The organism is Agarivorans sp. QJM3NY_30 (genome assembly GCF_050870855.2).
Lineage (GTDB): Bacteria > Pseudomonadota > Gammaproteobacteria > Enterobacterales > Celerinatantimonadaceae > Agarivorans.
In genome coordinates, this window is record NZ_CP194038.2 from 4,099,996 (window position 1) to 4,125,667 (window position 25,672).

Annotated in this window: 26 protein-coding genes; 12 read left to right on the forward strand and 14 right to left on the reverse strand. The window is 33.7% G+C overall.

Annotated elements, in window-relative coordinates:
• The first annotated feature begins 82 nt into the window (after nt 1–82).
• Entirely contained in the window at nt 83–1,720 is a 1,638-nt protein-coding gene (locus ACRRSX_RS18455) for a hypothetical protein (RefSeq protein ID WP_432451744.1), read from the forward strand.
• A gap of 34 nt (nt 1,721–1,754) precedes the next feature.
• Here the strand turns inward: ACRRSX_RS18455 and ACRRSX_RS18460 are convergent.
• Nucleotides 1,755–2,839, reverse strand: a protein-coding gene (locus ACRRSX_RS18460; RefSeq protein ID WP_432451743.1) for an IS3 family transposase whose coding sequence is annotated in 2 segments (ribosomal slippage) — nt 1,755–2,590 and nt 2,590–2,839 — 1,086 coding nt in all. Because the reading frame shifts where the segments join, the coding sequence is not laid out codon by codon here.
• 134 nt (nt 2,840–2,973) lie between these two features.
• Here ACRRSX_RS18460 and ACRRSX_RS18465 point away from each other — a divergent pair.
• Nucleotides 2,974–4,071: a hypothetical protein gene (locus ACRRSX_RS18465; protein ID WP_432451742.1), complete on the forward strand. Its 1,098-nt coding sequence runs from the start codon at nt 2,974–2,976 to the stop codon at nt 4,069–4,071.
• Here ACRRSX_RS18465 and ACRRSX_RS18470 read toward each other — a convergent pair.
• The 7 genes from ACRRSX_RS18470 to ACRRSX_RS18500 all read right to left on the reverse strand — a co-directional run bounded on the left by ACRRSX_RS18470 (nt 4,039) and on the right by ACRRSX_RS18500 (nt 9,482).
• Complete coding sequence (locus tag ACRRSX_RS18470; RefSeq protein WP_432451741.1) at nt 4,039–4,518, reverse strand: pentapeptide repeat-containing protein; 480 nt, start codon at nt 4,516–4,518, stop codon at nt 4,039–4,041. The genes ACRRSX_RS18465 and ACRRSX_RS18470 overlap by 33 nt on opposite strands.
• A 167-nt stretch (nt 4,519–4,685) precedes the next feature.
• Nucleotides 4,686–5,027, reverse strand: coding sequence for a hypothetical protein (locus ACRRSX_RS18475; RefSeq protein ID WP_432451740.1), 342 nt, complete (start codon nt 5,025–5,027; stop codon nt 4,686–4,688).
• A 109-nt stretch (nt 5,028–5,136) separates the two neighbouring features.
• Nucleotides 5,137–5,871 carry an N-6 DNA methylase gene (locus ACRRSX_RS18480; protein ID WP_432451739.1) on the reverse strand — a complete coding sequence of 245 codons (735 nt, stop codon included), beginning with the start codon at nt 5,869–5,871 and terminating at the stop codon, nt 5,137–5,139.
• 11 nt (nt 5,872–5,882) lie between these two features.
• Complete coding sequence (locus tag ACRRSX_RS18485) at nt 5,883–6,509, reverse strand: hypothetical protein (protein WP_432451738.1); 627 nt, start codon at nt 6,507–6,509, stop codon at nt 5,883–5,885.
• An 8-nt stretch (nt 6,510–6,517) separates the two neighbouring features.
• On the reverse strand, nt 6,518–7,255 hold the full coding sequence (locus tag ACRRSX_RS18490; protein WP_432451737.1) for a hypothetical protein: 738 nt from the start codon (nt 7,253–7,255) through the stop codon (nt 6,518–6,520).
• Nucleotides 7,256–7,321: 66 nt separating this feature from the next.
• Nucleotides 7,322–8,080 carry a DNA-methyltransferase gene (locus ACRRSX_RS18495; protein WP_432451736.1) on the reverse strand — a complete coding sequence of 253 codons (759 nt, stop codon included), beginning with the start codon at nt 8,078–8,080 and terminating at the stop codon, nt 7,322–7,324.
• 64 nt (nt 8,081–8,144) lie between these two features.
• Nucleotides 8,145–9,482, reverse strand: coding sequence for a DNA adenine methylase (locus tag ACRRSX_RS18500; protein ID WP_432451735.1), 1,338 nt, complete (start codon nt 9,480–9,482; stop codon nt 8,145–8,147).
• A gap of 1,104 nt (nt 9,483–10,586) precedes the next feature.
• On the opposite strand from ACRRSX_RS18500, the gene ACRRSX_RS18505 reads away from it, so the two are divergent.
• Nucleotides 10,587–12,107, forward strand: coding sequence for a hypothetical protein (locus tag ACRRSX_RS18505; RefSeq protein WP_432451734.1), 1,521 nt, complete (start codon nt 10,587–10,589; stop codon nt 12,105–12,107).
• A 27-nt stretch (nt 12,108–12,134) separates the two neighbouring features.
• On the opposite strand, the gene ACRRSX_RS18510 is transcribed toward ACRRSX_RS18505, so the two are convergent.
• The gene (locus ACRRSX_RS18510) at nt 12,135–12,404 is read right to left on the reverse strand and encodes a hypothetical protein (RefSeq protein ID WP_432451733.1); all 270 of its coding nucleotides are present in this window, start codon (nt 12,402–12,404) and stop codon (nt 12,135–12,137) included.
• 348 nt (nt 12,405–12,752) lie between these two features.
• On the opposite strand from ACRRSX_RS18510, the gene ACRRSX_RS18515 reads away from it, so the two are divergent.
• Together ACRRSX_RS18515 and ACRRSX_RS18520 are read left to right on the forward strand one after the other, a co-directional pair.
• Nucleotides 12,753–13,067 carry an XRE family transcriptional regulator gene (locus ACRRSX_RS18515; RefSeq protein WP_432451732.1) on the forward strand — a complete coding sequence of 105 codons (315 nt, stop codon included), beginning with the start codon at nt 12,753–12,755 and terminating at the stop codon, nt 13,065–13,067.
• A gap of 78 nt (nt 13,068–13,145) precedes the next feature.
• Nucleotides 13,146–13,319: a hypothetical protein gene (locus tag ACRRSX_RS18520; protein ID WP_017035601.1), complete on the forward strand. Its 174-nt coding sequence runs from the start codon at nt 13,146–13,148 to the stop codon at nt 13,317–13,319.
• 9 nt (nt 13,320–13,328) lie between these two features.
• Here the strand turns inward: ACRRSX_RS18520 and ACRRSX_RS18525 are convergent, their stop codons facing one another.
• From ACRRSX_RS18525 to ACRRSX_RS18535, 3 genes are read right to left on the reverse strand one after another with little or no spacing between them, the layout of a single operon-like run.
• Nucleotides 13,329–13,931 (reverse strand): hypothetical protein, encoded by a 603-nt coding sequence (locus tag ACRRSX_RS18525; RefSeq protein WP_432451731.1) that lies wholly within the window; start codon nt 13,929–13,931, stop codon nt 13,329–13,331.
• Complete coding sequence (locus tag ACRRSX_RS18530; protein WP_432451730.1) at nt 13,891–14,181, reverse strand: hypothetical protein; 291 nt, start codon at nt 14,179–14,181, stop codon at nt 13,891–13,893. The genes ACRRSX_RS18525 and ACRRSX_RS18530 overlap by 41 nt, the downstream gene beginning before the upstream one ends.
• A complete protein-coding gene (locus tag ACRRSX_RS18535) occupies nt 14,174–14,485 on the reverse strand; it encodes a hypothetical protein (protein ID WP_432451729.1) in 312 nt (103 codons plus the stop codon). Before ACRRSX_RS18535 ends, ACRRSX_RS18530 begins: the two co-directional genes overlap by 8 nt.
• 246 nt (nt 14,486–14,731) lie before the next feature.
• On the opposite strand from ACRRSX_RS18535, the gene ACRRSX_RS18540 reads away from it, so the two are divergent.
• The 5 genes from ACRRSX_RS18540 to ACRRSX_RS18560 all read left to right on the forward strand — a co-directional run bounded on the left by ACRRSX_RS18540 (nt 14,732) and on the right by ACRRSX_RS18560 (nt 18,022).
• Nucleotides 14,732–15,196, forward strand: a complete 465-nt coding sequence (locus ACRRSX_RS18540; RefSeq protein WP_432451728.1) for a hypothetical protein — start codon at nt 14,732–14,734, stop codon at nt 15,194–15,196.
• The gene (locus tag ACRRSX_RS18545) at nt 15,189–15,716 is read left to right on the forward strand and encodes a hypothetical protein (RefSeq protein WP_432451727.1); all 528 of its coding nucleotides are present in this window, start codon (nt 15,189–15,191) and stop codon (nt 15,714–15,716) included. Before ACRRSX_RS18540 ends, ACRRSX_RS18545 begins: the two co-directional genes overlap by 8 nt.
• Nucleotide 15,717: 1 nt before the next feature.
• Nucleotides 15,718–15,921: a hypothetical protein gene (locus ACRRSX_RS18550; protein ID WP_432451726.1), complete on the forward strand. Its 204-nt coding sequence runs from the start codon at nt 15,718–15,720 to the stop codon at nt 15,919–15,921.
• Nucleotides 15,922–16,142: 221 nt separating this feature from the next.
• Nucleotides 16,143–16,883 carry an endonuclease gene (locus ACRRSX_RS18555; protein WP_432451725.1) on the forward strand — a complete coding sequence of 247 codons (741 nt, stop codon included), beginning with the start codon at nt 16,143–16,145 and terminating at the stop codon, nt 16,881–16,883.
• Between the two features lie 23 nt (nt 16,884–16,906).
• Nucleotides 16,907–18,022, forward strand: a complete 1,116-nt coding sequence (locus ACRRSX_RS18560; protein WP_432451724.1) for a hypothetical protein — start codon at nt 16,907–16,909, stop codon at nt 18,020–18,022.
• Here the strand turns inward: ACRRSX_RS18560 and ACRRSX_RS18565 are convergent.
• On the reverse strand, nt 17,997–18,971 hold the full coding sequence (locus ACRRSX_RS18565) for a hypothetical protein (RefSeq protein WP_432451723.1): 975 nt from the start codon (nt 18,969–18,971) through the stop codon (nt 17,997–17,999). The two genes, ACRRSX_RS18560 and ACRRSX_RS18565, sit on opposite strands and share 26 nt — an antisense overlap.
• 3 nt (nt 18,972–18,974) lie before the next feature.
• Nucleotides 18,975–19,505: a hypothetical protein gene (locus ACRRSX_RS18570; protein WP_432451722.1), complete on the reverse strand. Its 531-nt coding sequence runs from the start codon at nt 19,503–19,505 to the stop codon at nt 18,975–18,977.
• Nucleotides 19,506–20,045: 540 nt separating this feature from the next.
• On the opposite strand from ACRRSX_RS18570, the gene ACRRSX_RS18575 reads away from it, so the two are divergent.
• Together ACRRSX_RS18575 and ACRRSX_RS18580 are read left to right on the forward strand one after the other, a co-directional pair.
• Nucleotides 20,046–23,357 (forward strand): hypothetical protein, encoded by a 3,312-nt coding sequence (locus tag ACRRSX_RS18575; protein ID WP_432451721.1) that lies wholly within the window; start codon nt 20,046–20,048, stop codon nt 23,355–23,357.
• Nucleotides 23,358–23,480: 123 nt separating this feature from the next.
• Nucleotides 23,481–25,616, forward strand: coding sequence for a hypothetical protein (locus tag ACRRSX_RS18580; RefSeq protein ID WP_432451720.1), 2,136 nt, complete (start codon nt 23,481–23,483; stop codon nt 25,614–25,616).
• Nucleotides 25,617–25,672 lie beyond the last annotated feature (56 nt).

Consider the following 25,672-nt stretch of genomic DNA (forward strand, 5'->3'; position numbering starts at 1 on the left):
ATATTATTTTGAACATATATTTTACAAACATTTTGTTAGTAGTATAAATATTATAAGGGGTAACACTTACAGGAGAATAAAAATGAAACAATTAAAAGACAAAGAAAAAGGCTTGTATTTTGAATTATATGGGAACTTAGTTACAGAAAGAGAATATATAAAAGAATGGTGCATTGAAATCACAGAGAATTCTTCAAGTTTAGATGAGTTTGAAGAAAAATATGGTTTTAATTATGATCTTGATGATGATGAAGTTTACGAAGATTTCTTGCACCACTTTGATTATGCAGTAGAAAAAAACAGGAAGGACGGTTTTACAATTGATTTAGACCCAAATGACTTACTTCATTCAAAAGTTAGTTTTGAGAGACGTTATCATAAAATAGATTTTGAAGATTGCGACTTAGAAACAACAGAAAAAATATTAGATGGGTTAGAAGTAAAATATTTTGCTGGCAATACCGATCTAGACTTTGAAGAACTAGACATTTACGAATGTGAAAAATATATATCTTATATAGATAATGATAAATTAATTTTCAAGTCAGAAGCAAATAACACAAACTATAGTCTTACTGAGTTTATCGAATTTCAAGTTGAAAGATTTGATGGTGAAGCTTCTGAAAAACAACTTCATCAGGCTCTAGATTTAGTTGCAAAACTACCTAAAAATCAGAGGTTACACTTAGATATTGACGTTATAGATATCGACAAATCAACTGATACATATTCAATGTTTGAAATGAAACATGCTGATGTTCATTGGTTAATGGATGAAGAATCATTCTATGTTCACCAAGGTTCTGTTTATGACCTAGATTTCAATCTTGTAAAAGATGATGAACTAGTCATTGGCGATATAAGTTTTACAGATTATATTCTAGAACAACATTCAAATTCACCACAACGAAAACTTAATGATATAAATAAATTACAAAATGATTTAGCTATTGAATTGAATGAAACACTTCCTTCATATCGTGTTATGGAAATGCATAACAATGAAGATAATAGAACTCTATCTGAACAAGTAGAAACGCTCTCAAACAACATTCTTAGATTTGGTGATTGTGAGATTGAAGAAGGTTATTTGGTTAATCACCAGAATATGATTGCGTTTGTCATACCAGAAAAAAATCTTGAGCAAAAAGCTTTGTTTGAAGATGCTCAATCAAAATTTAACTTCAGTTCTGACAAAATCACATTCCAGTTTAAAGATTTAGAAGGTGATATAGATTATCTTGTTAGAGAAGATCATCAGAAAGGTTTTGTTGAACTGAAAGGTCAATACTACCAAGTGTTCGAGAAAAAACCTGATTGTCATGGTGATGCGACAACCGCTATATTTTTAAAAGTCGATGAAGACTTTGCCTTGAAAAAAATCTGTGAGATTGAAGAGGAAAAGCTTGAATCAGTCTATGGTGTAAAGCTTGATGATATGAAGTTTGAATCAGGTAAAGTTGTAGCAGATTTTAAAGTTCCGAAATTTGATTATATGTTTGTTATTACCCATCACAAGCAAAAAGATGAAATGTTATTTGATGATATTTCTGTTTTTGAAGATGCTGTAGATAGTGCTAATCCTGATTCTAACCCTAGTGATCAAGATCTTTATTTGTCTTTGACTAATCTTGTTGAAGCAAAATCAAAGCTTAATCATAAGTCTTTAAGTAATGACGAAATAAATAGAAAAATAAACTCTGAAGAACTTAAGGGGTAATCCTCCCATTATTAACCGCATTTATTCGTAGAATTCATGCTGCCGTTTTTAGTGGTGGGAACCCTCCATTTGCAAGGTGTGGTCGTTGATGATTGTAGAACCATAACCATTGGGTCGCCCGATCTTGAACATCTTCAAGTGTGTCAAACAAATACTTACTCACTAAGCCAAACCTCATAGTACGGTTGAACCTTTCTATATAGGCGTTTTGTTGTGGGTTTCCTGGCTGAATATAATCGATTCGAATGTCGTGGTTGTTGGCCCATTTAATAAACGCATGGCTAATGAACTCAGGACCATTGTCGCAGCGGATCGCAACAGGTTTGGTTCGTTGTTCGATGAGCTGCTCTAAGATCCGAGTGACTCGTACTGTGGGCATTGAAAAATCAGGTTCTGACGCCAGACCTTCACGTTTGTAATCATCTATCACATTGAATAAACGGTACTTCCGGCCATCAGATAGCTGATCATGCATAAAGTCCACGGACCAAACTTGGTTTGTTTTAATCGGCTCTTTAAGAGGCTCTGGCGTATGGCGATTCAGGCGTCGTTTTGGCCTAATACGTAAGTTTAGAGCCAATTCGCAGTAGATCCGATAAACCCGCTTATGGTTCCATGTATACCCTTTAACGTTCCGCAAATGGTGAAAACACAGGCCAAAGCCCCAGTCAGAGCAGTCTTCACTGTTGCACAGCGTTACTAACTCCTGAGCTATCAACTCATTCTCAGGTTGAAGCTTCGATTTATAGCGATAGCAGGTCTCGCTGATCCCAAACCAATAGCATGCACTTTTAATGCTGATGTGATAGTTCGCCACCGAACGCTGAGCCATCAATCGACGCTCACAGGGCTTCACCACTTTTTTGCCATCGCCTCTGAGATCACCTCTGCTTTAAGGCGTTCTTCCGCATACATCTTTTTAAGCCGTCGATTTTCATCTTCGAGTTCTTTCATCCGCGCCATAAGGGATGCGTCCATACCGCCGTATTTCGAACGCCACTTGTAAAAGGTTGCGTTGCTCATTCCATGCTCACGACAGAGCTCAGGAACAGGTGTACCAGCCTCAGCCTGCTTGAGAATAGATAAGATCTGACTGTCCGTGTAACGTGACTTTTTCATGTTGAATCTCCTGTATTTACTATACGAGAAAATTCTACTTTTGCATGGGATTAATTTTCGGGGGGATTACCAAGGTTGATGCACCACAAAAGAAAAAATCTCGCTCTCTAAGGATGTAAAATCAAAGAGGTTTTATGAACATCAAGATTGAAACATTGATGAATAATCCAAAAGCTTCATTACTTACTAATGAGGCTTCTTGTCGTTCTCTGAAAGGATTTATTCAGCACCATCGAAAACTCATTGATGATTCAGATTCTAAATTCACCATAAAAAGCTTTGTAAGCCAACATGAGAGTGAATTAGATGAAATACTAGCACAGATTGACGTTGTGGTTTATGACAGCTCAAAACCGATTACAGAGCTTGAAATCATCACAGAACAAGGTGTTTTCTTTTTTGATGAAATCCCTGAATCAACTTCAAAGAAAATCTTAGAACAGCTCAATATTTCTTATGTTGAACGTTCTATTGAACTGAATGAGCACAGAGAAGATTTTATCGCTTTTGTCGATAAAGGAGTTGTTCTTTACAAATCGAGCATTGATAGAATCTGTTATGAATGTGAAGATTACAAGAATTCACTCAGTAATAATTATCTTAATACCTTCAGCTATTTTCTTGTGATTGAAGATTTTTTTGAACCATACAAGAAAACGTATATCGACCAGAACAGCGAAATTTATACGCTCCTTTTTGAGCAATACGCTGATACTTTACCTGCGTCCGATATGTATTTTATACGTGATGAATGTGTTTATAATAATCGTTTAGAATCGGTTTATGACTTTCAGTTCTATGTTGAAGAACACGATTTTTCATTAGCTGATTATGTTCGTGGTGATGCGAGAATCAAAGTTGCTCCTGCGTTTCTACCTCATGATCTTGGTGTTCGATGGGTCGGTATATCAGAACTTGGAACAGAGCTTAAATCTACGTTTAAAACCGCAAATCTCAATCAAGAATTTACGGTTACAACTGACCTAGAAAATGAATATATTTTTATAGTCGATAATGCCTGTGTTTTTGAAGATGCTGTAGATAGTGCTTACTTCAGTGATGAACCAGAAAATCGTGATGAAGATTTTGCTGAACAGCTAAAAGAGTTCATACTGAAAAAACGAAACTACGATTATTATAGTATTGACGTTAAAATCAAACCTTCGATCACTAAGCTGAAATCAGATTACAATCGAATCTTAAAAGCATCCAATCGCCATACCAATCACTAGAATCATGCTTCCAGCCAATACGCCTAGCGATATGTTATTGCTGTTAATCTTGAAGAAATCGAGTTCACTACCTCTGATTTTTGCACCTTCAAAGTTACATAATCTTAGTTGCTCTAGATCGACAAATTTATAACTTGTCTTAGTGCAATTTGCATTTCTAAATTCACTGTTTTCAATGATTGAGTTGCTGATACAACATTCAGAAATATCAATGTTGTTTGCTTCTGTACCTCTCCAAACTGAGTTATAGATAAAAGCCCCTTTCATCTTCGCCCCATTGAGACTTGAACCTGTAACGTCAACGCCTGTCATCGTTGCATTTCTTGCGATTAGTTTGTCCATTTTAAGGTTCGATAAATCCATGTTGTTTTCAAATCTATAATTTGAAAAATTTCTTTGTCCACCGTTCCAAAGCTCTATAAAGTGTTCTCTTGATTTTACTTCCATTGTTCTTAATCCTCGTTTAATTATATCTGTCAACATATACTGTTATGACATAAAAAAACGGTTAATCAATAGCTTGATATGATACTTTTCATTTACATAATAAAAGTTAAAAAAAAAGAACCAGTTCTAGGTTCTTTTTCTGATAAGTAATTTTAAAATAATTTATTTTATAAAAAACTTTCTTCGTATTCATAGAGTGAAATCCCTGATTCCCACGCATCATCAATCGCTTCTTTTCTGTATTCTGGTTCATAGATCTGAAATGGTAAAACCTCAAGATCTAAAACATCGTTATACTTTGATTCAATCGCATTAGAAACTTTCAATGCAACCTCATTCAGAGCTTGTTCTTGCTCGTCTTCATCAACTAAATGCACTTGATAAATACGTTCAGAAAAGAGCTTTTCAATCACTAATGGTTCAAGTTCAGTAAGAGCCATATCAGTATGATTTGCTTCTTCAAGCAATTCATTAATATAAAACTTGTCTACTGCCAGATCACGAAACATGTCTCTTCGTTCCGTGATTAGGTAGAACTCATATTTACAGCGTTCAGGACGTTCGTTAAAGATACGCTCAAAATCTCTTTTGTTTGTCCAGATTCGATAAATTCTCAATTTATGCTGCCTCTTTACCTTCATCAGAATGTGGATGAGAACCAGAAAGTAAATCTAACATCTTTCTGTGAAACTCTTGCTCTCGCTTATGCTCTAAAAAGCGCATCACATAAGGATCTGTGATTCGGTTCGGGTCGTTAGCGTAAACGATACGGCCATTTTTCTTATACTCTTTGATTAAATCATTTTGATAAGCTGTGATTTGAATATCGGGGAGTTGGTCAACATTGTTTACCATAAGGTTGAACAAGCACTGTATAACTGCGATTTTAATTAATCGTTCATCAAGATCATTAATAATAAGCTCAAAAGATTTTTCTGGGTCTTTTAACTCAACGTGGTTCTTGACCAATTCCAGAACAAACGAGCCAGTGCCACAGGTAGGTTCGCCCATTCTCTGCTTCGAACTTTTACTATTAAGAATAAGAGTTATTGCAGATACAACTTCTGGCGGTGTCATGCACTGGCACATTTTCTTTTTATCGAACTTGTTTAGCTCTACCATAAGTTCAGCGAAATAGTCAAAATAAGGTCGTTTCTTCATCGAGTTCATGAGATAAGTAAGAAACTTATTATGCTCAATCTGCATAAAAGCATAGTTCTGACTGTATGTTCCAGTGACAGCGTATTGATATGTCATTTCAACAAAATCAGACAAGATTCTATCTGTTGATTGACCGTATTTGTCAGCCGTTTTAGTGATAATTTTTGCTAGTTGTTTCGTTTCGTTTTTCATAATATTTGCTCCTAAGCTGCTTTTGGGTTAGTTATTTCTTGTATTAAATCAATTTCTAAAACTTCTTCTAAAAACTTCTGATATTCACCTGACTCTAGGTGTTCAAAAAACTCATCATCAATGTGAATCGCTCCATCTGGTGGCACATCAGTAATTCTTGAAAGAGCGATCTCTTCTTCAACATCATATGTATATCTGAATAAAGCATCGTTAATAAGGTCATCAAAAATTTGACCTTTCTCTACGCTCAACCAAATTGTATGTAGTTCTTCTTTCGTGAAATTTAAAACTCTATAAAGTTGAAAATCACATAGATAAATATCTTGAACATAATATTGTTTCCCATTAATTGCTGTGAATACGAAAAATGGATCATAAAGAGTTCCTTCAGTAAAATTGAGAATTACTGGTCTATCATCACTCTCAATCAAGTGCTCCCCTTCACAAGCGTTTCCATCAGTGAATAAATTGTAATTCCAATCGAGGTTATAAATTGTTTTTCTTATCTTTAACAATTGAAAAATATCTTCTGGTTCAATTTCAAAATATTCTATGTCGCAACAATCTTTTTCAACCATCAGAGTGTCAGTGTTTCCTGATAGAATAATCCTGTCTTTTTCTACTATGTAATAACTCATATAATCTCCTAAGCTGCTTTGTTATTTTGTTGTTCGTTATCTTTAAATATTTTCAGAAGAGTTGAGAAAACATCTTCTCTCTGAAGCTGGTCTATATGCTCGTAATAGCCCTTTACATAAGGTTCTTGGATCAATCTAGGGTTAGGATGAAAAACAAGGTTTTCAGGCTTATCATAATCAGTGAGCGTATTACCGTTATAAGCAAGAATATTCACTTCTTTAGCCTTGTCGGGATTGTGAATACCATCGTTATACTGAAGCTGAATCAATGCTATTTTCACCATCAATATGTCTATGTCATTGACCAAAATGTTTAGGGTTTCAGCATTACTTTTCATCAACCTTCCAAACATACTAAGAATCAAACCACCTGTGCCACATCCACAATCATCAGAAAAATTAATTTCTTTTTTATCAGGACAATTACGAAGATGAATTTCTGATTGAATGCTACCCACAAGATATGAAATATCATTTGGAGTCATACATTGCCCTAAACCTTTCTTATCAAACGAAATAATGTTCATCATTGCTTCACCAAGAACATCAGTGAATGGGTTCTCTCTAACGGCTCTTAAAAGTAACAATCTGAATTCCAATTGTTCAGCTTCAAGATACTTATACTTAATGTCATAAGTTGTTGTAGCATTGAGTTGATAAGTCATTTCGATGAACTTCTTGAAAATCTCTTCAGGTTTTTCTTTATATTTTTTAGCTGTTTGTATTACGTGTTTTTCGATATTCATAGTTTTCTCTCTATCATTAGTGAAACATCCGCTGTTTCAGTTAAGTCTTCCTCTCTTTTTAAATCTTTATGCTGCTTGCTTAAGTTCTTCATAAACTGGCTGTAATCGTTTCTGTGCAATTTCAAAATACTGTTCATCTACTTCAACACCTATTCCGTTTCTTCCAAGATTTTGAGCTGCAACTAAAGTGCTCCCGGTCCCTAGAAATGGTTCAAAAATTACATCACCTTGTTTAGAGCTATTCCTGATTAAAATCTCTAATAGATCGACAGGCTTTTCAGTGGGGTGCGTTTTAGAACCAATAATGTTATTCACTTCAAGAACGTTCTTTGTTCCCATATTCACAATGTTCTTTGCTTTACCCTTACGACACATCACAATGAACTCACAGTTCTTCATGTAGTATTTGTTAGGCGTTGCATTGTTCTTCTTCCAAACAAGAACATTCTGAAGCTTGAAACCTGCCTTGATTGCCTCAGTCATAAGCTCGTTTAAGTTTCTATCGTTTACCATAAAATATGCGTGAGTTTGATTTTTCAAAACTCTAAAGACTTCTGGCATCCAATCACTAAATTTGATTTTGTTATGCTTAAACAAAGAACCACTTCTAATAAATTCAACGTTCGATTTATTAATCCATTTCGATTTAAGGTCATTAGCTGCAATACCTCGATTAAGCATTCCTGAAGGATTTTTTGAAGTGTCTCCATTCACTTTGCAACCGCCTGTTACGATCTTGTATGGTGGATCTGTAACGACTAAATCGACACTTTCATCACTCATATCTTTCATTACTTCTAAAACATCTTGATTGTAAATTTTCATATTTTTCTCTCTATATTTAGGCAACATCCAATGTTGCGGTTAAGTCTTCCCCTCCTTTAAATCTTTATGCTGCGTTATTAAGTTGACATATATTTTGAACAAACATATTTTCTGTCTTGTCATAAAAGAATCCATAAACTTTATCTTTAATCGAATAGTCTGAAGGTGTTGTAGAAATCCAACGAATTGCTTTTTCTTTTTTGGTTTTTTCAATGTTTAAGTCGATTAGAGATAAGCAAGATTTTTTCTTGGCAATAATAAAAAATTCAAACAACTCTTCTTTGTCATTTTTTCTAGCAATAAAATCACCTGATTTCATTGCAGATTTAGCCTGACTATTGGTTTTATGATTTGTGTAATAGATACGGAATGTATCCATATCACAGCCAGCCAAACGAAATACTTCTTCAAAATCTTCTGCGGTTAGTAGGCTTTTATTCGAGTAAGAAAAGCTCACATATTTTGATTTTGATTCTTCGATCATTCGCACAAACAAAGGCATCACAGATTCTTTTTTGTTCTGCTCTAGTGGCTCGGTAAAGCCCTTAGTTTTAGTTGGTTTTGAAGCTCTACCAAAAATCTCAGGACGGCTGTTTTCAACAATCGTATTCCACAGGTGATAGAACGATGAGTAGCGCACCGAACAAGAAACTTTCTCGTTGTTCGTTCCATAGGGCGGATCGAAGTAAGTAATATCGGCACTGACTTTTCTAAGCGTTTCAAAAACATCACCCTGAAAATTCTTGTGATTGAATGTGTGGTTTGATTCAAACTCAGGAGTTTCTAATAGAATGTCTTTCTGTGATTTAGCAGACCAATCTTTCAAATATCCGTTTTGATGCCCCATGACATTTGAAATGCTATTAACAGCCAAAATTAGCGAAACCATCAGAATGTTCTTTTCGTCCTGATCAATTTTTCCTGCTTGTAACCACACCTCTAAGATATGCCTGTATATATCAATACGCTTTGCATTCTTAGTTAGCCAAACCTTACGATTTCCATCTGAATCAACAGGTGAATCTTCTAACTCTCTAGAGTAGGTTTTTGTGAACCAACCATCTGTTTGATTGAAGTAAAAATCTGGAATGTTATTCATTCTTTCAATTAGTTCTGCAATTCGTTCCTTGCTTGCTTTTGAACATAGAAATGCATCGTTGATAACTTTTGTAAACGCTTGTTTATCATTCGTTGTAACTTCAAATTGGTCTTTGAAGTAGTTAGCAACCTGACCTGAACCTGAAAATGCATCGAAGAAACTTTTACAGTTATTATCTTTTGCAACGTTAATGAGAAAGTCTTGCAGTGAAGAATCAAGAAACGTTAGTAATTCCTTTTTGTTACCCATATATTGAATAGTCTTGTGTTTGTTTTTTACTTTTTTTTCATTGATATTATTCATAATTAGCTCTCTTTTAGTTATGCAACTTCCAGTGTTGCTTGAAGTCTTCCGCTTCTTTTTTGCTAAATTTTGGGCGCAAAAATCCCCTGAACTTGTTTTGTTCAAATTGAAAAATTAGGGTTTAAATTTCGCTCGAAGTGAGCGTGATTTGTTTAAATAATTGGAAGTCGTAAAAGAGAGTCTTGAATTGTTCTATTCAAGATTTTAAAGAAAGATATAAAATTTAGGCGTGATAAATCGACAATAATATCTGAAGATAAGATCGTTGATTTCTTAGGTTTTGAATTGATTGTTTGTATTTTACGTGGCATAACTTTTCTCCAAATTAACAAGCCTTGGATGAAAGTTAGTTATAACTGAGGTATTTAGCTTAGAGTATAGCTACACGTAAATTCTAACTCACTTAAGTTAGATAGATCTATCCCAATGAAAAGTTATAGTTCAAGTTATCTTGATACGATTCAAGCACAACCATCCTATATACTTACTTATCATAATCTAATTCGAGAATTCACTTTGCGAAAGTAGCAAAGATGGATTAATCCAAAAATATTATAATAATATTGGCAATAATCTTAACTGTATAACTTTATTGAACTCTGTCTAAATGTATCCTCTTGTTGTTTAAACTAAAAATCATCGTTTTTTATGACAAGCGACTTAACGCTTGTCTGGCTGTTAAAATGCAGAAAAGTAAGATATGTGGTCTTAACTTTTGCTTTTAACTACTGTTCTTACGACCTTCCATGTCTGACAGTAATGAGCTTCCTACTCGGTCATTCCTCTGACCATATGCTTTATATTAGCACTGTCGGCTACTTTTCCTTGCCTGCACTAACGTATCCGTTAGCGTGCCATTACACTATCACATAACCACAACCCCAGTCAATAGTTATTTTTATTTAACTTTTTCTTAATAACCCAAAAACAACGCAATATCAGTTATTTATGGGAAATTAACCAGGACTATCAATGAAGATTTAAAGCTATGTTTTGCGTTTACCTACTAAAAAAAAGCTGAATCGCTTTTCTGAACTATTGCTCCATTTCTTTCAAATTCCCTAATTCGTGGTAATGAATCCTTATAAGCAAGGAGAAAATATCATGGAGCAAGAAACAAAAACGAAACTTTCAAAAAGAAAACAATACACAGCAAACATTATTACAAGAATGATAAAGGATGGTGCGAAAGAGAAGGTAGAAGAAACAGAACAAATAGAAGTTGGTCAATTCAAAAGATTAGTTAGGGGTATGCATATAAATCTTAATGGGAAACCTCACAGCTTCTCAAACCAATTACTATTAGATGTTTCTCAAACAGAAAATAGATACAACATCCCTATGGTAGCTCCTCACTATGCATTCAAAACATTCTTCACAAAGTTAATTGATGAAAACGCACTACCAGAATCATCAAAACACCTATCCATTGGTGAAATAATGAAGGAGTATAAACACGGTGGAAACATTGTTGAATCGTATGAGGTTTATAGAAAGAGACAAAAAGGGAAGAAAGCACCACTGAAATTATCAAAGGTGAAATATGAAGAACTGACTAAAGATCTATCTGAAGATGAAATGAAGAAAAAAGGTTATTACAGCTATAGAAACACGACAAATACTGCTGTAGGTTCAATTGAACCGTTCTTTGATCACTTACCTGAGAAATTCATAGAGAAGCATTTTTACTTGATGGAATACAAGAGACTTAGAGAAATAAAGATGGACCCTGCTCTACACAATCAAGAGCTGTTGGATCTAAGGCAAGAACTCATAGCATCAAATGGTGTAAAGGCTATAGAACTCGATGATAGAGACCTTTCAGCATACGCTCCAATTCCACATCAGATGATGTTCGCACCGTATGAACGCTATAAAAACCCTGAATCTTACCTTCAAATTTCAGCTCATGAGTGTTCTCATTCCACTGGTCATCACACTATTTTCAATAGATTCCCAATAGAAAATAAGGTTAATAAAAAAACGGGTAAACCAGTAATTGCTTTACTACCCACAACGGCTTTAGATTATGATCAAGAAGAAGTAACCGCTGAATCGAGCGCAGTAAGAATCTCAAGCAAATTAGGTATTTTTTCGACTTTTGGGGCAAGTGTCAGATACAACAATGGATACTCGACTGACCTTGTAGAACATCCTGAACGTTTAGTAAAAGGCTACGAAGACGGAATAGAAGCTTCAGATTTCGTTCTTACGAATTTATATAATTATAGAATTGAGAATGCTTTGAAAGAACTTGAAGATTATGGAATCAAGTTTGAGCAAGAGCTTGTTGCTGATGGTATGACTGTTGAAACAACGTTTCTATCTGTTAAAGACAAAGAGGGTTTTACGATTGTTACTGACCAAATTGATTATCATAAATTTGAGACTGATAAATCAGAGCTACTTGAACGAATCGCTGATAATGCATACTTTGGTGATGAACCTGATAATCGTGATGAAGCTGTTAAAAAGTCGCTTATGAAGCTGATAGAGGCGAAAGTATCCTTAGATACGTTAAAGGGTGAAAAGCTCACACAAAAACCGTTGCCTGAGTTAGAACTAGATGAACCAAAGCAAGACCAAAAGCTTGCTAGAAAATCTCGTTCATCGTTGACGATGTAGAATTGAAGCTTCCTAAAGGGAAGCTTTTTAGTGGGTTGAATTTAGTTCTTGTGCAATGAAATCAATCATACGTCTAAGCATTTTCTCGTCCATCAACCAATGCGGCAAATCTTCTTTTGTTTGGTCAGATAGCCAAATGTTCGACTTAAAGAAAAACCCTGTATCTTGAATTGAATAAATCAATGCTGGTTCTACACCTTCATCATTCAATGGGTAAAAAGAAACACTATCTTCATCAACACACAATTCAACAAGTCTTTTCTTTGCAAAGTTTATAGTAGTTTTTGAAATGTTCATAAATATCTCCTTTTAATATATACATATTATACTAAAACATACTTAGCCCATCAAACATTATGAACTTGTTTGTGATATATATTTATACATTTATACATTTATACACTTATATGTGATATATATTTATACATGATATACATCTTATATGCCTTGTATGTCTTATATATCTTACATGACCAACACAAACGCCAACGAAAACTTCAGACCGAAAATCACAACATCAAAATCCTAACAGGATAAAAATAAAATCTTGAAGATACAGCCAAAACCTAGACCTTTTTAAATTCAGAACTTTCATTATATCTAAATTGTGATAATAAATATTACATACATAAAGGAGATAACAACATGTTAAACGACAAGATAAAAAACAACATCATAAAAGTTATAGATAAAACTTACAGAACTAACAACTTAACTCAGAATCAACTTTCTTTTATAATAGGTATTAGTCAACCTAGAACTTCAATGCTGCTATCAAGAAAGACAAAACATTTCAAGATAGATGTATTACTCAAAATGCTTGAAAACATGGGCGGTTACATTTCAAAGAACAAATCATCAAGCATTACTCAAGAGATTCTGATTGATGAGACTATTCTTAAAGCTAAAATTGAACAAGCTAAACATGAACATCCCAGAACTAAACGAAAATCAGCATAAATATTTTAATGCTTTACTCTTTTAAAAGTAATTTTTAATGTTATATATCTTATATATGGCATATAAAAAGGATTGAGTATGAATAATGACAGATATTACAGACAGTTATTTTCTGATTTACCGCCTTTTCTTCAACCAGTTTATGAAGATTTGGCTAAGACAAATTTGACTAATGAAGAGCTTCATCAGGTTCTTAAATCGGTCTATCTTGCTGTTGATGAAGCAAGAGAACCGAAAGAATGCTTCGCATAAAAAAAGCCCCTAAAGGCTTTTTGTTGTTTCTGAATGTTTATCTTTTAATTGTTCCTTCTCTATTATAATAGTGTTGAGATTTTCTATTACTAAATTCAGTTCGTGTATACTTTTACCAACCCTTTTCCTTAGATCTTCTTCTTTTTCAATCAATCGTTCCATTTTAAAATTTTCATCTAGGATTAGATTATTTTTCTTTATCATTTCAATGTTACTTATATAATGTTCTTTCTTCTCATCAAATGACACATCAGATAGAAACACTGGGTCAATCAAGTCTTCTTCACCCAATCCATTATTGAAAACGATTAGAAAAGAAACAAAAGAAAAACTCATAAGCAGCAATCCATTCGTCAATATGTGTTGTCTTGAACAAGGAAGAATTAACACAAGAACGGGGGATATTATTAATGTTAACTGCAACCTTCCCATTAGCAAATGTTCGTATGAATCTGTGCTTACTAACAGAGCATTTGGATTAAAGAAAATCGAAAAACAATGTTCAATTGAAAGTGATAAAACAATTACAGCAATAAAACCAATCCCAAGAATTTTCATATCTAGCTTCATTTTATTTCCCTCCTTTGCAGTAGCGTTTTGCCACTTCATCACTGCGCTTCATTTCATTTATAAGCTCAGTTTGCTGTGCAATGACTTTACCCAAATCAATCTTTGAAAGAGAATCAGAATTATCATAATCATTCATCATCGTCTGAAGTGCTTGATACTGAGTTCCTATGCAATCTCTCGCTTCGTGATCAGTCGTGAAGTAGTCAATTGCGAATGCTGTATCTATCAATGCAATCACTCCTAATGCAGCGATCACAATCTTGTTTTTATAAATTTTGTTTAACTTATCCATTAGTCTTAGTCCTTTTTAATTTTTGTTTGTAGATGTTGAGTTTTGAAATTCGCTGGTAAGCATAATTTGCAAAGCTTTTGTTGATGAACACGTTGTATCCATTCCCTTTTTTGTATTGTGAATAGTAGATTTTAAAGCCTGCTTCGCTTCTTGAAGCAGAATGAAGAACGTGCTTTAACTTCGATTCTGAAATCCTTATCGCACCTTTTTCACAATGAAGCTCTTCAACATCTTCCATTCCTTTTTTCTTTAAGAATGTCTCAACAAGTTCATTGAGATATTCAGTCATATTCTTTACTGCCATGTTTCCTCCCTCGGTTATTTATAAGAAAACACACAAAAAATATTTTGCAAAAATCCTAGGATTTTTAAATTATTTTTCAATGTGATTTAGTGGGTAAAAACATTAATAGATGGGTAAAAATTGAACATCAAAAATTATTTAAAATATTTTAAAAATCAAGAAATATTAAACATTTTTTTGACAGAACAAGATGAAATGGTATTCCTATAAATGTAGGAAACTACATAACAAACAAGGAATATTAAAATGGATACACTAACAAAAATAAAACAATGGATTTCAAATACGGAGCTTGCAAAAACATATAGATTTAGAGGGATGTGGAAAAGTCCAATCTTTTTTATAATGGCATTATTTATAAGCCAGATTTACTCACCATTAGAACAAGCCGAAACATGTATGTATTTAGCATTACTTACTACTTACATGTATTTAGTTTTTATTCGTTCATTTAATGATAATGACAACATATTAAATTCAACACTTGGGTATATAAAGGATAACCTTCACGTTGTTCTTACAATGGTTGTAGTAACTTTCTTTGAGTTGCTATACATCTGGTCATACTCACCAAAAATGATGATTCCAGAAAGTTTGATGGAAGCTGTTCTTATCGCTTTACCTGCATTTAAATTCTGCGTGTTTATCTATGTTGTAACGTTGAACAGAATGAGAAATGAAGCGATTGAAAAGGAGGCTGATAATGTTTAAGAATCAAATTAGCCCTATAACTTTCGGTCTTGCTATCTCAATTTTCACGCTCGCAATCGGCAATGCTCACCTTGGTTTCAAAAGTGCATTTGTTTTTGAAAAAACGGAAGAGAGTATTCTTAATGAGATTGTATCAATTGACATTCAAAAACAACTTCGCAGTGATTTTACAGAACAAGAAATTGGAAACGTTGATCCATACTGCTTGAAGTTTACAAGGTCTGAAAATTACAAGTTTAGCTCACGAGGCTTTGAAAACTTCTTTCCTAAAATTGAATCAGACTATTGTTCTGATAATGAGGCTTACTACCATAATATGCCTAGAGAAATACTATACCAATCACTTAAAAAGAGAGTGGCGTTCTTAGAAGAAGTCGATAAAGAAATTTTTGTCTATGAATTTTCTTTTGGTGGTGATGATTCGAGAGTGATAGATCGAATAAATCTTATAATCGACACCTATAAATCCCATATAAAACATCATGAATCAACTAGAACCACAATGAACAAAGGAGAATGATATGGGATTCATTACAGATTTAGAAGCAGAAAGATACAACGAGAATGAAGAAGAATATGATGAAAATGAGTGTGAATGTGGTGGTGTTTTAGAACACGAATATGAACGTTCAGAGATCAGCGATTTGTGTAGTCAAGATGATGATATTGTAATGACTTGTAGTGAATGCGGCACTTCTTACCATTGTTTGCAGTTTGAAATTTAGAACCAAAAAAACATCTCAACTATGAGATGTTTTTTACAAGGTTACACTTAACAAAGAAATATAACATCTGCTTATAATGTTATATTTATATTGAACATCATTTTTGAGCTTTGTAAATAGCAAAATCTAAAAATATTATAATACAATCAGAAAATATGATTCTTTTCCTGCTATAGTCGATATAAATTTTAAACACATTCGATATGATACGGACTCATCATATGAAAAAACCAACCTCTTCCATCTTTACTCTACTGCTACTTGTCCCTTTATCGTCTTTAGCTGCAAACCAGACTATTGATTCGTTCAGTAAAGCTAAGAATACCCTTGAACGGGAGGTGTATGCCGATCATAGAGTTACTTTATACTGCGGTGCTGAATTTGATAGTAAAAAACTGGTTACGCCTCCTGATGGATTTCACACAGATAAATACGTTAAACGGTCTAAAAAAATAGAATGGGAACACGTTGTTCCTGCTGAAAATTTCGGTAGAACATTCGTTGAATGGCGTGAAGGTGATAAGCAATGCGTAAACAGTAAAGGAAAGAGTTTTAAAGGTCGTAAATGCGCTGAGAAGGTGAATAAAGAATATCGTTATATGCAAGCTGATATGTTTAACTTATACCCTGCTATTGGCGCTGTGAACGCTTTAAGAAGCAACTACAACTTTACTATGCTACCTGATGAACAAAGTGATTTTGGTTCTTGTGAAATGAAGATCGAAAACCGCAAAGCAGAACCACCTGAAAGCGCAAGAGGTCGTATCGCTCGAACCTACTTATATATGGATTCAACTTACTATAGATACAGCATGAGCAAATCGCAACGACAACTCATGAATGCGTGGGACAAGATGTATCCTGTCGATAAATGGGAATGTGAAAGAGCTAGAAGAATCACTGCACTTCAAGGTAATACGAACAGTGTTGTTCAAGGCAGGTGTGATAACATTGGTCAATAAATCATAGGGTTGATACTTCATAAATGAAAATAGATATTAGCGATGATAAAATTTCGGACTTTAGAGACTTGGTTAACTCTAACTCACATTTCATCTGCCAAGAATACCAGAACCGAAACGGTAAAAATCTATGGAACTTAATCTGTTCATGTATGGATTGGCTTACTGTTTCTGTAAGGCACTTAGAAAACCTACCAGACAAAGACGACAACATTGATGTTCGTGTCATGCGTATGTTTTCGCTGATCTCTTCAATCGACCTTGTTTCTGAATCAATTACTCAACTCCATCGAGTATTCATTAATCCTAAAACACTTCCTTTCTCTGGTGATAGAGAATGTTTTTCAGATCGGCTCTTTGATGAAGAAGATGATAATACCTATTTCAAATCTATCAGGGCTTGCTTTGGTGCTCATCCTGTAAACTTGAATAACTCTGGCAGTAGACGGTTTGCAAGTTGGCCTTTTGATAGTCATATGAACAGTGGTGAATTAACTGTCCATCTATACAGTAACAAAGTTGGTGAAGCTGATTTACCAATGCACCTTAACGCCTCTGAATTGAGCGCATTCTTAATCAAACGATATAACTACCTTGACGTTATATCATCTAAAATTAATCAGCTTTTTGAAGAATTTAAGATAGGGTTATCTAAAAAACCTATTGCCACTCAATCAGACCCACTTGAAATGCTCTACATCTTGAGAAATGAATCAAAAGCAAGGCTAGATAATGATTATTATAACGGTGTGATTGGTGACTTAATTATCATCTTTGAAGCAAGCATTGATGATCCAGAATTGAAAGTTATCGAGTCATCTTACAAAAATTCACTTCTCCCGTTGATTGAAGAAATCAAAAAAAATCTTCAACAAGCTAACATTGAAGATCTTGATAATGGACACCTCATTTCTCCTGAATCAGCATTAAGGAAAGAGCTAAGTTATGAACTAGGAAAGTTCTACTCTTGGGTTCATGGAGAGAAGTATGATCCACTCTTAGATTACTATTTGAAGAGGTTTAACACAGCAACCAATGACAGGTTTAACTTTTCAACGGAAGATTCCGATAATGAGCTTTTTCTAAAACTAAAACTGATGTTATCGACTGCTCTTACAGAAGCAGTTCCACTTGATTAAGAGTAACAGATTTAACTTTTTTTCTAAGGTCATACACCGCTTGAACTTTATCTTTTTTCGTTGCTTTTTCGTCATTAAATTTCAAATGACAATCTTTAATGCTGCTGTTTAAGTCGCTCATATTTGATGTGAACTGAGTGATTAAATCTAGCTTTTCAGGTTCGTGAGAGTAACTATAAATGTTGATGTTTTTCAGCTTGTCGAAAACCAAATCGTGATTGAAATAGAACGTTTTTGGTTTTGATAGGGTCTTAATCATCTTTTCTATTTGCTTCGTTTTAGCATCAAGAAACTCAGAGTTTCCATTCCCATTCTTAACTGTTTCTATCGCTCCTATAGAATCTAAAAGTGCTTGAATGATCGGACTCACATCAATCTGTTCTTGGTTTAATGGGTGTGAATTTACTTGTTCGTCAACAGACGTTAAATCACCAATTACCACTTTTTGTTGAGTTCGTTTACCTTGTTTTTCTTTGGCAGATTTAAGCCTGAGATGTATTGATTTCTTCAGTTCATTATCGTGTGGTAATGGTATGATTTTAGGCGCACCAACCTCAAAATCAAACTTAACTAATATCTTAGTTAGTAGCTTTAAACACACATCACCAAACTGATGATGTGTTGCTCCCATCTCATTCAAAAGCTTCGTTAAATGAGTAATTTTACTATAACTATCAAGATCAATATCATCACCTTTTGAAGCTTTATAATTGCTCTTGAAAAAACTATCGAATTGTTCAATCTGCACAGCATTAGGTTTGAATTTAGGCTCTTGATTTGCGTAATCACCGACTTCCGTAGAAGTCAGAATGATAGGCTTATCGTGAAGAACATCTTTGAAAAAAGTAGTTCGTTTTTTGTAACCTAACTCTTTCACCAAGTCGTTATATAACGTTTCTTCGTGCGGATTTGATGAGTAGTTAAATGGCTTGTGTTTTGATTTAGCCATAGGTTACACCTGTTCTTTATCAACAGATTTTGTTGAAAAAGCCTTTATGTAATCTAACAGTTTTTGCTTGTCTGCTTCACTCATACGCTTTGAAAATATCTCTATAATAAGTAAGCAATCCAGTAAGCTTCTAATCTTGAACTTGAGCGTTTGAAGTAGCTTGTCAATTTCTACAGATTCGTTTTTTTCTGCTTCCTTGCTGCTGTTTCCAATCAGTTCTTCATCTGCTTTTACTAGCTCTTCGCACTTAGAAAAGAAGTGATTATACAAGCTAGATGATGTTGAAATTCCCTGGGTCCCTTTAACATCAGAAAGAGCTTTGTTGAACTCGTTGAAGTCGTTCTTTATCAACGAATCAATCATGGTAGTTAGACGTTGTTTCTTATCTTCTGGTTGAGAATCAATCATCCCTGTAAGCATTGAAAGCTGTTCTTTCATCTCGTCATATCTTGTTCTTTTGAATGTCTGAACTGGTTTGATGCTTTTTGCTTTAAACACTTTCTCTAGAGTTTTTACTGCGCTAAATTTCTTCATATTTTTATCTCCTATTTTTTCAATATGATTTGTTTTAATTCCCTAATATCTAAATAATCACAATTCAGAAAAAGATCAAATAATGCATATAGAAAAAGATAGAAAAAGAACCAAACACCGACCGAAGGGAGTAAATAATAGTAAACATATAGGGAAAATAACGAAGTAATTTTGAAGGATGTTTGTTATTACTTTAATTCACTTGGAACGAAAATAAAATATAGAGGGGCGAAGCTACTCTCTGTATTTTATAGAGTAGAAAAGTGTTGTCTTGCATTTATTTCCTAAAAATCTTTTATATGCAATCCTCGGAGTTATTCAGATTTCGAGAAATCTGAGGTTTATAACTCTATCTTTTTATTTTGTGTTTTTCCTGATCTTAATGGTTATAGAAAAAAGCATCATTTAGCACAAAAATATTTCAGAGTATGAAATCTATCTTTTGCGTTATTTAAAGTAAAATATTTAATTCACGTTTTGCGTTTCTTGTAAATATCCCTGCCTATGTTTTATTTAGTATATTAACAAGGAGATATTATTTTGAAACATTTAATAATTATATTTATGTCGCTAATTACATTAGCAACAAACGCTAACGCTGATTCTGGGGAGATACAAGATTGTATACCTGCTTCTCAATTTACCCTGAAGATACAGAACGGTTTCTTTAAAAGTGATTTAGATAATTACGATTCATTCATGCCATGTTCTGAAGTTATAGATGCAACAAAGTATATTGCAACTATTGAAGCTTTTGCAGACAAAGACAATGTTAGGTTCATTGATGGCTTCATAAAAAATCGAACGCATAGGTATCAGGAAATTGAAGATGCGATGCCAGAAGAGAATCACAATCAAACTTTCATACAGTGGTGTGCTGTAATCTTTGGTGCAATCGTTGCAACCTTTTTCACTATCCCTGCTATCACTTCGATTAAGCAAAAAGAAACATCTAAAGGTGGAATCTATGCTGTCTTTGGTGGTTTGCTAACTGTCTTGATTTTTAAGTTTGCAGATATACTCGTATTCATTTTTGCTTGGCTAAATGGATGGATGAGTTTTGTTAGTTTAGAGAATGCAGCCTTTGGTGATTTTGAAGCTGTCCGTGATGCCAACTTTGAAGATATTGCTCCTGCATTGAATCAAAACAACGCTCTTCTGTATGCGTCAGTTCAAATGACTTCAGTTAGAAATGAAGTTACTAAACAGCACTTAAGAAAAAAATGGTTTGGAACTCGTATGACTCTTGATGCAACAATTATGGGTGATGAGTCAAATACAAAACATCCGACTTTTGAAGAGTATAACGATTACAGAAAACATTGTGAGAAGTTAGATAGAGCTGAGACAAATTCAGAGGTAAAGATTCATGTAATGAATTTAAGTTTTTCTTATATTCCTGTTACCGCTGAAATGTATAGCGGTGGCAATACATCCGAATGGAATTGCTCTAAACATTATGGTTGGGAAGAAACTATAGCAAACAATCATTCTAAAACTTCCACAGCAATCACAAGGTTTCTTGAAGGTTTAATCGAACCTGACATGGCAACTGATTTAAATGTAACTCAAGAGATGAAAGCTGCATTCGACAAACAAGCTGGTGAAGCAAATTTACTATTAGAAAAAGTTTCAGAAAAAGCTTCTGAAAATGTTCAGTTGGTTGAATCAGAGTTGCAACTTGCACTTACAGCAATCAAGGATGCTGATGCTGATGAGAATAATAGTGATCCACAAAAAACTTCTAGTTACGAAACGCTTGAAGCAAGTCATACAATGCGTATGGGTGATATTTTTAATTTCTCAATTGATGATATGTCTTCAATCGACCAAATCACTTTATCAGCGGTTGCGGCTCAACAATTCAAAAACGCAACTTTGGCAGGATACAAACCTAACAACGGTTCTGAGATTGATTACATTGATGATAAATACGAGATCGGATACTACTATTTGTTTGAATTTGTAAATGAGACATCACGTATGGCTCTAGAAAAAGAATGTATTAGAACTGATGGTCAAAATGGATCTGGGAATCGTTATAAAGATAGAGATGATTATGCAACGCTTTACAACTCTTACAAAGATGAACCATTGCACACACTAGGAACTTTCGGAGGAGTATCAGAACCTCATTGCTATAAATTCGTTGGTGATAAATTAGTTGCTGGTGCAAATCCTGCTGACCTCAAATCTTTAGAAAAAGAAATTGAACAAAGAAACAGAGCTGTGATGTTGTGGTTAACTGCAATGGACAACGCAAGCACTAAATTGATTCTTGATAAGCCTGAGTTAAATGATGATTTACTTGTCGATTTCTTAAATACATTAGATACATCATTTCAATCTTCTGTTGATACACATTTGGTTTTTACAGACTTGAAGCAAAAGCTGATGCAGTCGTTCAATACGGTTTCTGATAGTTTTTACGCTGAATTTACTTCTAACGATCTTGGTGAACTTTATAAAGACACAAATCAACCGCAAGTGTATTTCAACTTTGAAAAATTTTACACATATTCGCAGCTTCATGATGATGAAGGAAATCTAGATCTTGGAACTATTATAACTTCAAGAGGATTAAAACATTTTGACTTAAGTGAATATTTCAAAGATACAGCTTATGCATTAGATGAGTTAGAACTTGAACGTAAGTTAGAAGCAAAAGGTAACATGTCTGAAATGCTTAAACCTATATGCCCTGTATATGATCAAACAGGAACGAAGTGCGTTGCAAATGCGATTCAGATAGTTTCAGCACTTAAAGAGCAGTTTTTACAAGCAACTCTTTACCTTACAGCATTTAAGGTTGGAGCAACGGCAGGAGCAGAACTATGTGATTTAACTTCTGTTGATGTTGGTAGTGGTATGAAAATGAGTCGAGCAGGTGTTTTTGGTCAGGCACTATGTGCAATCATGTATGGTGCAGATGCAATTGATAATACAATCGTAACTCCCTCTCTAGTTCTTACTGGTGTAATCACGGCAGGTTTAAAAGTAAGTTTGTTACTTCCGTCAATCGGTGATTTATTTACAACTTTCATCTTTCCATTACTTGGGCTAGTTTTCTTTGCTGTTTTCATTCCATTAGTAATTTTCTTGATGGTTAAAAACACTATCGTATTTCTTTCAAACTATGATGAAGAAGATGCGTTAGATAAACTGATGAACTTCGACCCTGCTGTGAAGTTAGTAAAATCATTTAGTATAAACATAGTTCTTATGTTGTTGTTAACAGCTCTGTTTTTTCACTTTCTTACATCGTCATACGGTGGCGTGATTTATGATTTATTCATAAAATACTTTGATGTTGAAACTAACATATTTGTTCAAATTGCAATCATAATAGCATTAGCGATAGCAATGATTTATTTCTGTCTTAAATTTATACTATCTGTTTTATCTGATACTAAAGACTACGTTCATAAAATCTTTGAAACTGATGCACCAACAAGTAGAGAATCTTCTGATGCTATGACTGCGGCTGTAGGTGGTTACTTGGCACATGACTTGAAAGACCATATCGGAAAAATTGCGAATGCACCGTCAAAATCTATGAAAAATATGGGGCAGAAGAATTTAGAGAAGAAAAAATCAGCAATGAAAAGTAGCGTTGATCAACATAAATCTGTAAATACTAAAGTTAGCAATGAATCAGATACTCCTATTAAAGCCAAAGAGAAATCTACTAAAGAATCTAAAGAATCTAAAGAATCTATGGATGATATGAAATCTCCTGAGTTGAAACAAGAAATATCTTTTCGAGTTAGGTCTGACAAAGACAAGAAAGACATAGATGATTTATTAAATGATATAAATAAAAACAATCCGAAAAATGGTAAAAATGATTAAAACTTTTACATAGTGATTGAAATTAAAAAGACTGTATTTACGGTCTTTTTTTTACCTTAAATTATATCTAAATTGAAATATTATGAACGTGTGGTAATTCTGAATATAACAAAGGAATACTACATGAACAGAATTATTATAATACTTACATTAATCTTTAGCATATCAACATCATATGGATATGAAGAAGCAGCTAGAATCGGAAGCTGTAACTATTCTTCTGATACAAACATTCAATCAATCGTTGAAGATGCACAAGAATGTATAGAAACTGAACTAGATAAAAAGACTGAACAAAATGATTTGAATTTGCAAGTTCTTGATGAACTTCCTAATGATCTAAAAGAAGCCAACGATTTTTTAATGTATTTCAACGTTACAATTCTTGCTTTCGTTCTAGGTTTCAAACTTTATGAATCTCTAAACCCCAAAATTAGAGAAAAGAAGCAAAAGAAACTTATTGATACGATTGTGAGAGTTGTTTTAGCTTTGCTATTTTTTACGACTATAGTAAATACTGATGTGAGTGAGGATGTTTTAGGTAATGGTTATAAAGTCATTCAGAAAAATATATTACTGCCTTCGGAAGTTCACAATAAGCTTAAAGAACAATCTACAGTAGAAAAACAACGTGCAATTGATGCGAACAAATCTGTAATCGCAAGCAAAATCTTAGGTGTAGCAAGAGGAATGGTTAACACAGAAATGTGTGCAATTTCCTATAAGACTGAAGCTATGAGTTCTTTTGGTCAGAACGACATAATAGTTGATATTCCTATTATTGATAGACCAAACGATTATGTTCCAGAACGAATTGAAACCTCAGTTCCTCTGCTCGATTGTATATCTGAATTTGAAGAGATGAACAAGCATAAAACAATTTCTGATTTAGATAATCGAATGTTAAGTTCTGCTTCTGTAGCTCATTGCTCTAATCTTTTCGATGGTAATTTGATTGATTGCAGCTCTCAATATTTTCATGGTGATAGTGCGTTAGTTCCTACTTTGCTAAATGAATATGCAACCAAAATATCAGATTTAACTAATACATTTCATGAAGTTAAATGTAAAGAACTAGAAGCTAAAGGCTTCGATCAAGCTGAGTATAAAACTTTTTGTCGTGATTATGATGATTTTGGAATTTTATATATTGATACAGATTCAGCTCCTACGTTAGAAGAATTTGATTCTTTGTTCTCTGAAATTGTTGAACAATTTATTCTAGATTATTCAGCAATACTTGAATCTGAGATAATGATTGAGAATCAAACACAAGCTGATTCTGAGTTGTATCTAACCTCTTTGTTTGACCAAGCTATTCTAACAATGACCGTTGATAGTAAAGATGAAGGTTACACTTCTGCTATCAACAATCGCTTATCAAAAATCACTTCTAGCGCACCTCACAAGGTTAATTTCGATAGTGGTTCTCATATTGGTGATGATGTTACTCATTACAATCATATAGAATCAGTCGATGATTACTTCACATACTTAAATTATCAAATACAACCCTTCTTTGATGATGCAAATAGCTTTGCGTCTCAAATGTTAAGAGACTATGAATGGGTTTCTAATCCAGAAATTCTGAATGGCTATTATAGAGGTGATGATTATGTTGTTCATTCTAATGTCATTACTTCATTACAGAACCATAAAACAACAACTTTTGTTGCTGGAACAATTTTAAAAGTTTCTGCAAGTTATATGAAACAAAAACTACTAAAAGAAGGAAAACCGATTGATAAAGTTTCAATGATTGAAACGCTTGGCGTTCTTCTTATTTTCATAACATTCATGGAATATATTATCTTAATTGCGTTATTTTCAATAATTTTTGCAATGTGGTTTCCAATGTTAGCAAGCAAGGTAATTAGAGTATTTATCAAGTTCTTTGCTGTATTCTATGCGAAATTTGAAACTGTTTCTCTAGCTGATGAAGTGAATGAACTTTACTTTAATGCAAGCACAATCTCAGCATCAATAATCTTACCGATCATGGGAACTTCAATCTTTGCAGCTTTAATGCAAGAAATATTAGATAATATTTGGATACTTAATAGTTACGACAACATATTCACAGCAGTAACATACTTATGGATTCGTGTGATATTACAATTTGTGTATGCAATTGTATTTATAACTTTAATATATATAACTTTTAATCATATAAACTCTAAACAAAAATCTGAATACAAAAACTTGGGTGAAGATCCAAAATCAATGATGAGGAAATCAAGGAGATTCTTAGGGGTGTAATTTGCATTTTAACTTAGGCCAGATATGATAAAAATATACACATAGGAGAATAATAA

What these genes read in the sequence shown, in the direction of transcription:
- ACRRSX_RS18490 (WP_432451737.1), bottom strand. Translation starts at nt 7,255, where the DNA reads ATGAATATCGAAAAACACGTAATACAAACAGCTAAAAAATATAAAGAA.
- ACRRSX_RS18540 (WP_432451728.1), top strand. Translation starts at nt 14,732, where the DNA reads ATGGATACACTAACAAAAATAAAACAATGGATTTCAAATACGGAGCTT.
- ACRRSX_RS18500 (WP_432451735.1), bottom strand. Translation starts at nt 9,482, where the DNA reads ATGAATAATATCAATGAAAAAAAAGTAAAAAACAAACACAAGACTATT.
- ACRRSX_RS18515 (WP_432451732.1), top strand. Translation starts at nt 12,753, where the DNA reads ATGTTAAACGACAAGATAAAAAACAACATCATAAAAGTTATAGATAAA.
- ACRRSX_RS18520 (WP_017035601.1), top strand. Translation starts at nt 13,146, where the DNA reads ATGAATAATGACAGATATTACAGACAGTTATTTTCTGATTTACCGCCT.
- ACRRSX_RS18485 (WP_432451738.1), bottom strand. Translation starts at nt 6,509, where the DNA reads ATGAGTTATTACATAGTAGAAAAAGACAGGATTATTCTATCAGGAAAC.
- ACRRSX_RS18555 (WP_432451725.1), top strand. Translation starts at nt 16,143, where the DNA reads ATGAAAAAACCAACCTCTTCCATCTTTACTCTACTGCTACTTGTCCCT.
- ACRRSX_RS18505 (WP_432451734.1), top strand. Translation starts at nt 10,587, where the DNA reads ATGGAGCAAGAAACAAAAACGAAACTTTCAAAAAGAAAACAATACACA.
- ACRRSX_RS18545 (WP_432451727.1), top strand. Translation starts at nt 15,189, where the DNA reads ATGTTTAAGAATCAAATTAGCCCTATAACTTTCGGTCTTGCTATCTCA.
- ACRRSX_RS18565 (WP_432451723.1), bottom strand. Translation starts at nt 18,971, where the DNA reads ATGGCTAAATCAAAACACAAGCCATTTAACTACTCATCAAATCCGCAC.
- ACRRSX_RS18510 (WP_432451733.1), bottom strand. Translation starts at nt 12,404, where the DNA reads ATGAACATTTCAAAAACTACTATAAACTTTGCAAAGAAAAGACTTGTT.
- ACRRSX_RS18475 (WP_432451740.1), bottom strand. Translation starts at nt 5,027, where the DNA reads ATGTTTCGTGATCTGGCAGTAGACAAGTTTTATATTAATGAATTGCTT.
- ACRRSX_RS18570 (WP_432451722.1), bottom strand. Translation starts at nt 19,505, where the DNA reads ATGAAGAAATTTAGCGCAGTAAAAACTCTAGAGAAAGTGTTTAAAGCA.
- ACRRSX_RS18480 (WP_432451739.1), bottom strand. Translation starts at nt 5,871, where the DNA reads ATGAAAAACGAAACGAAACAACTAGCAAAAATTATCACTAAAACGGCT.
- ACRRSX_RS18455 (WP_432451744.1), top strand. Translation starts at nt 83, where the DNA reads ATGAAACAATTAAAAGACAAAGAAAAAGGCTTGTATTTTGAATTATAT.
- ACRRSX_RS18535 (WP_432451729.1), bottom strand. Translation starts at nt 14,485, where the DNA reads ATGGCAGTAAAGAATATGACTGAATATCTCAATGAACTTGTTGAGACA.
- ACRRSX_RS18495 (WP_432451736.1), bottom strand. Translation starts at nt 8,080, where the DNA reads ATGAAAATTTACAATCAAGATGTTTTAGAAGTAATGAAAGATATGAGT.
- ACRRSX_RS18560 (WP_432451724.1), top strand. Translation starts at nt 16,907, where the DNA reads ATGAAAATAGATATTAGCGATGATAAAATTTCGGACTTTAGAGACTTG.
- ACRRSX_RS18465 (WP_432451742.1), top strand. Translation starts at nt 2,974, where the DNA reads ATGAACATCAAGATTGAAACATTGATGAATAATCCAAAAGCTTCATTA.
- ACRRSX_RS18470 (WP_432451741.1), bottom strand. Translation starts at nt 4,518, where the DNA reads ATGGAAGTAAAATCAAGAGAACACTTTATAGAGCTTTGGAACGGTGGA.
- ACRRSX_RS18530 (WP_432451730.1), bottom strand. Translation starts at nt 14,181, where the DNA reads ATGGATAAGTTAAACAAAATTTATAAAAACAAGATTGTGATCGCTGCA.
- ACRRSX_RS18550 (WP_432451726.1), top strand. Translation starts at nt 15,718, where the DNA reads ATGGGATTCATTACAGATTTAGAAGCAGAAAGATACAACGAGAATGAA.
- ACRRSX_RS18580 (WP_432451720.1), top strand. Translation starts at nt 23,481, where the DNA reads ATGAACAGAATTATTATAATACTTACATTAATCTTTAGCATATCAACA.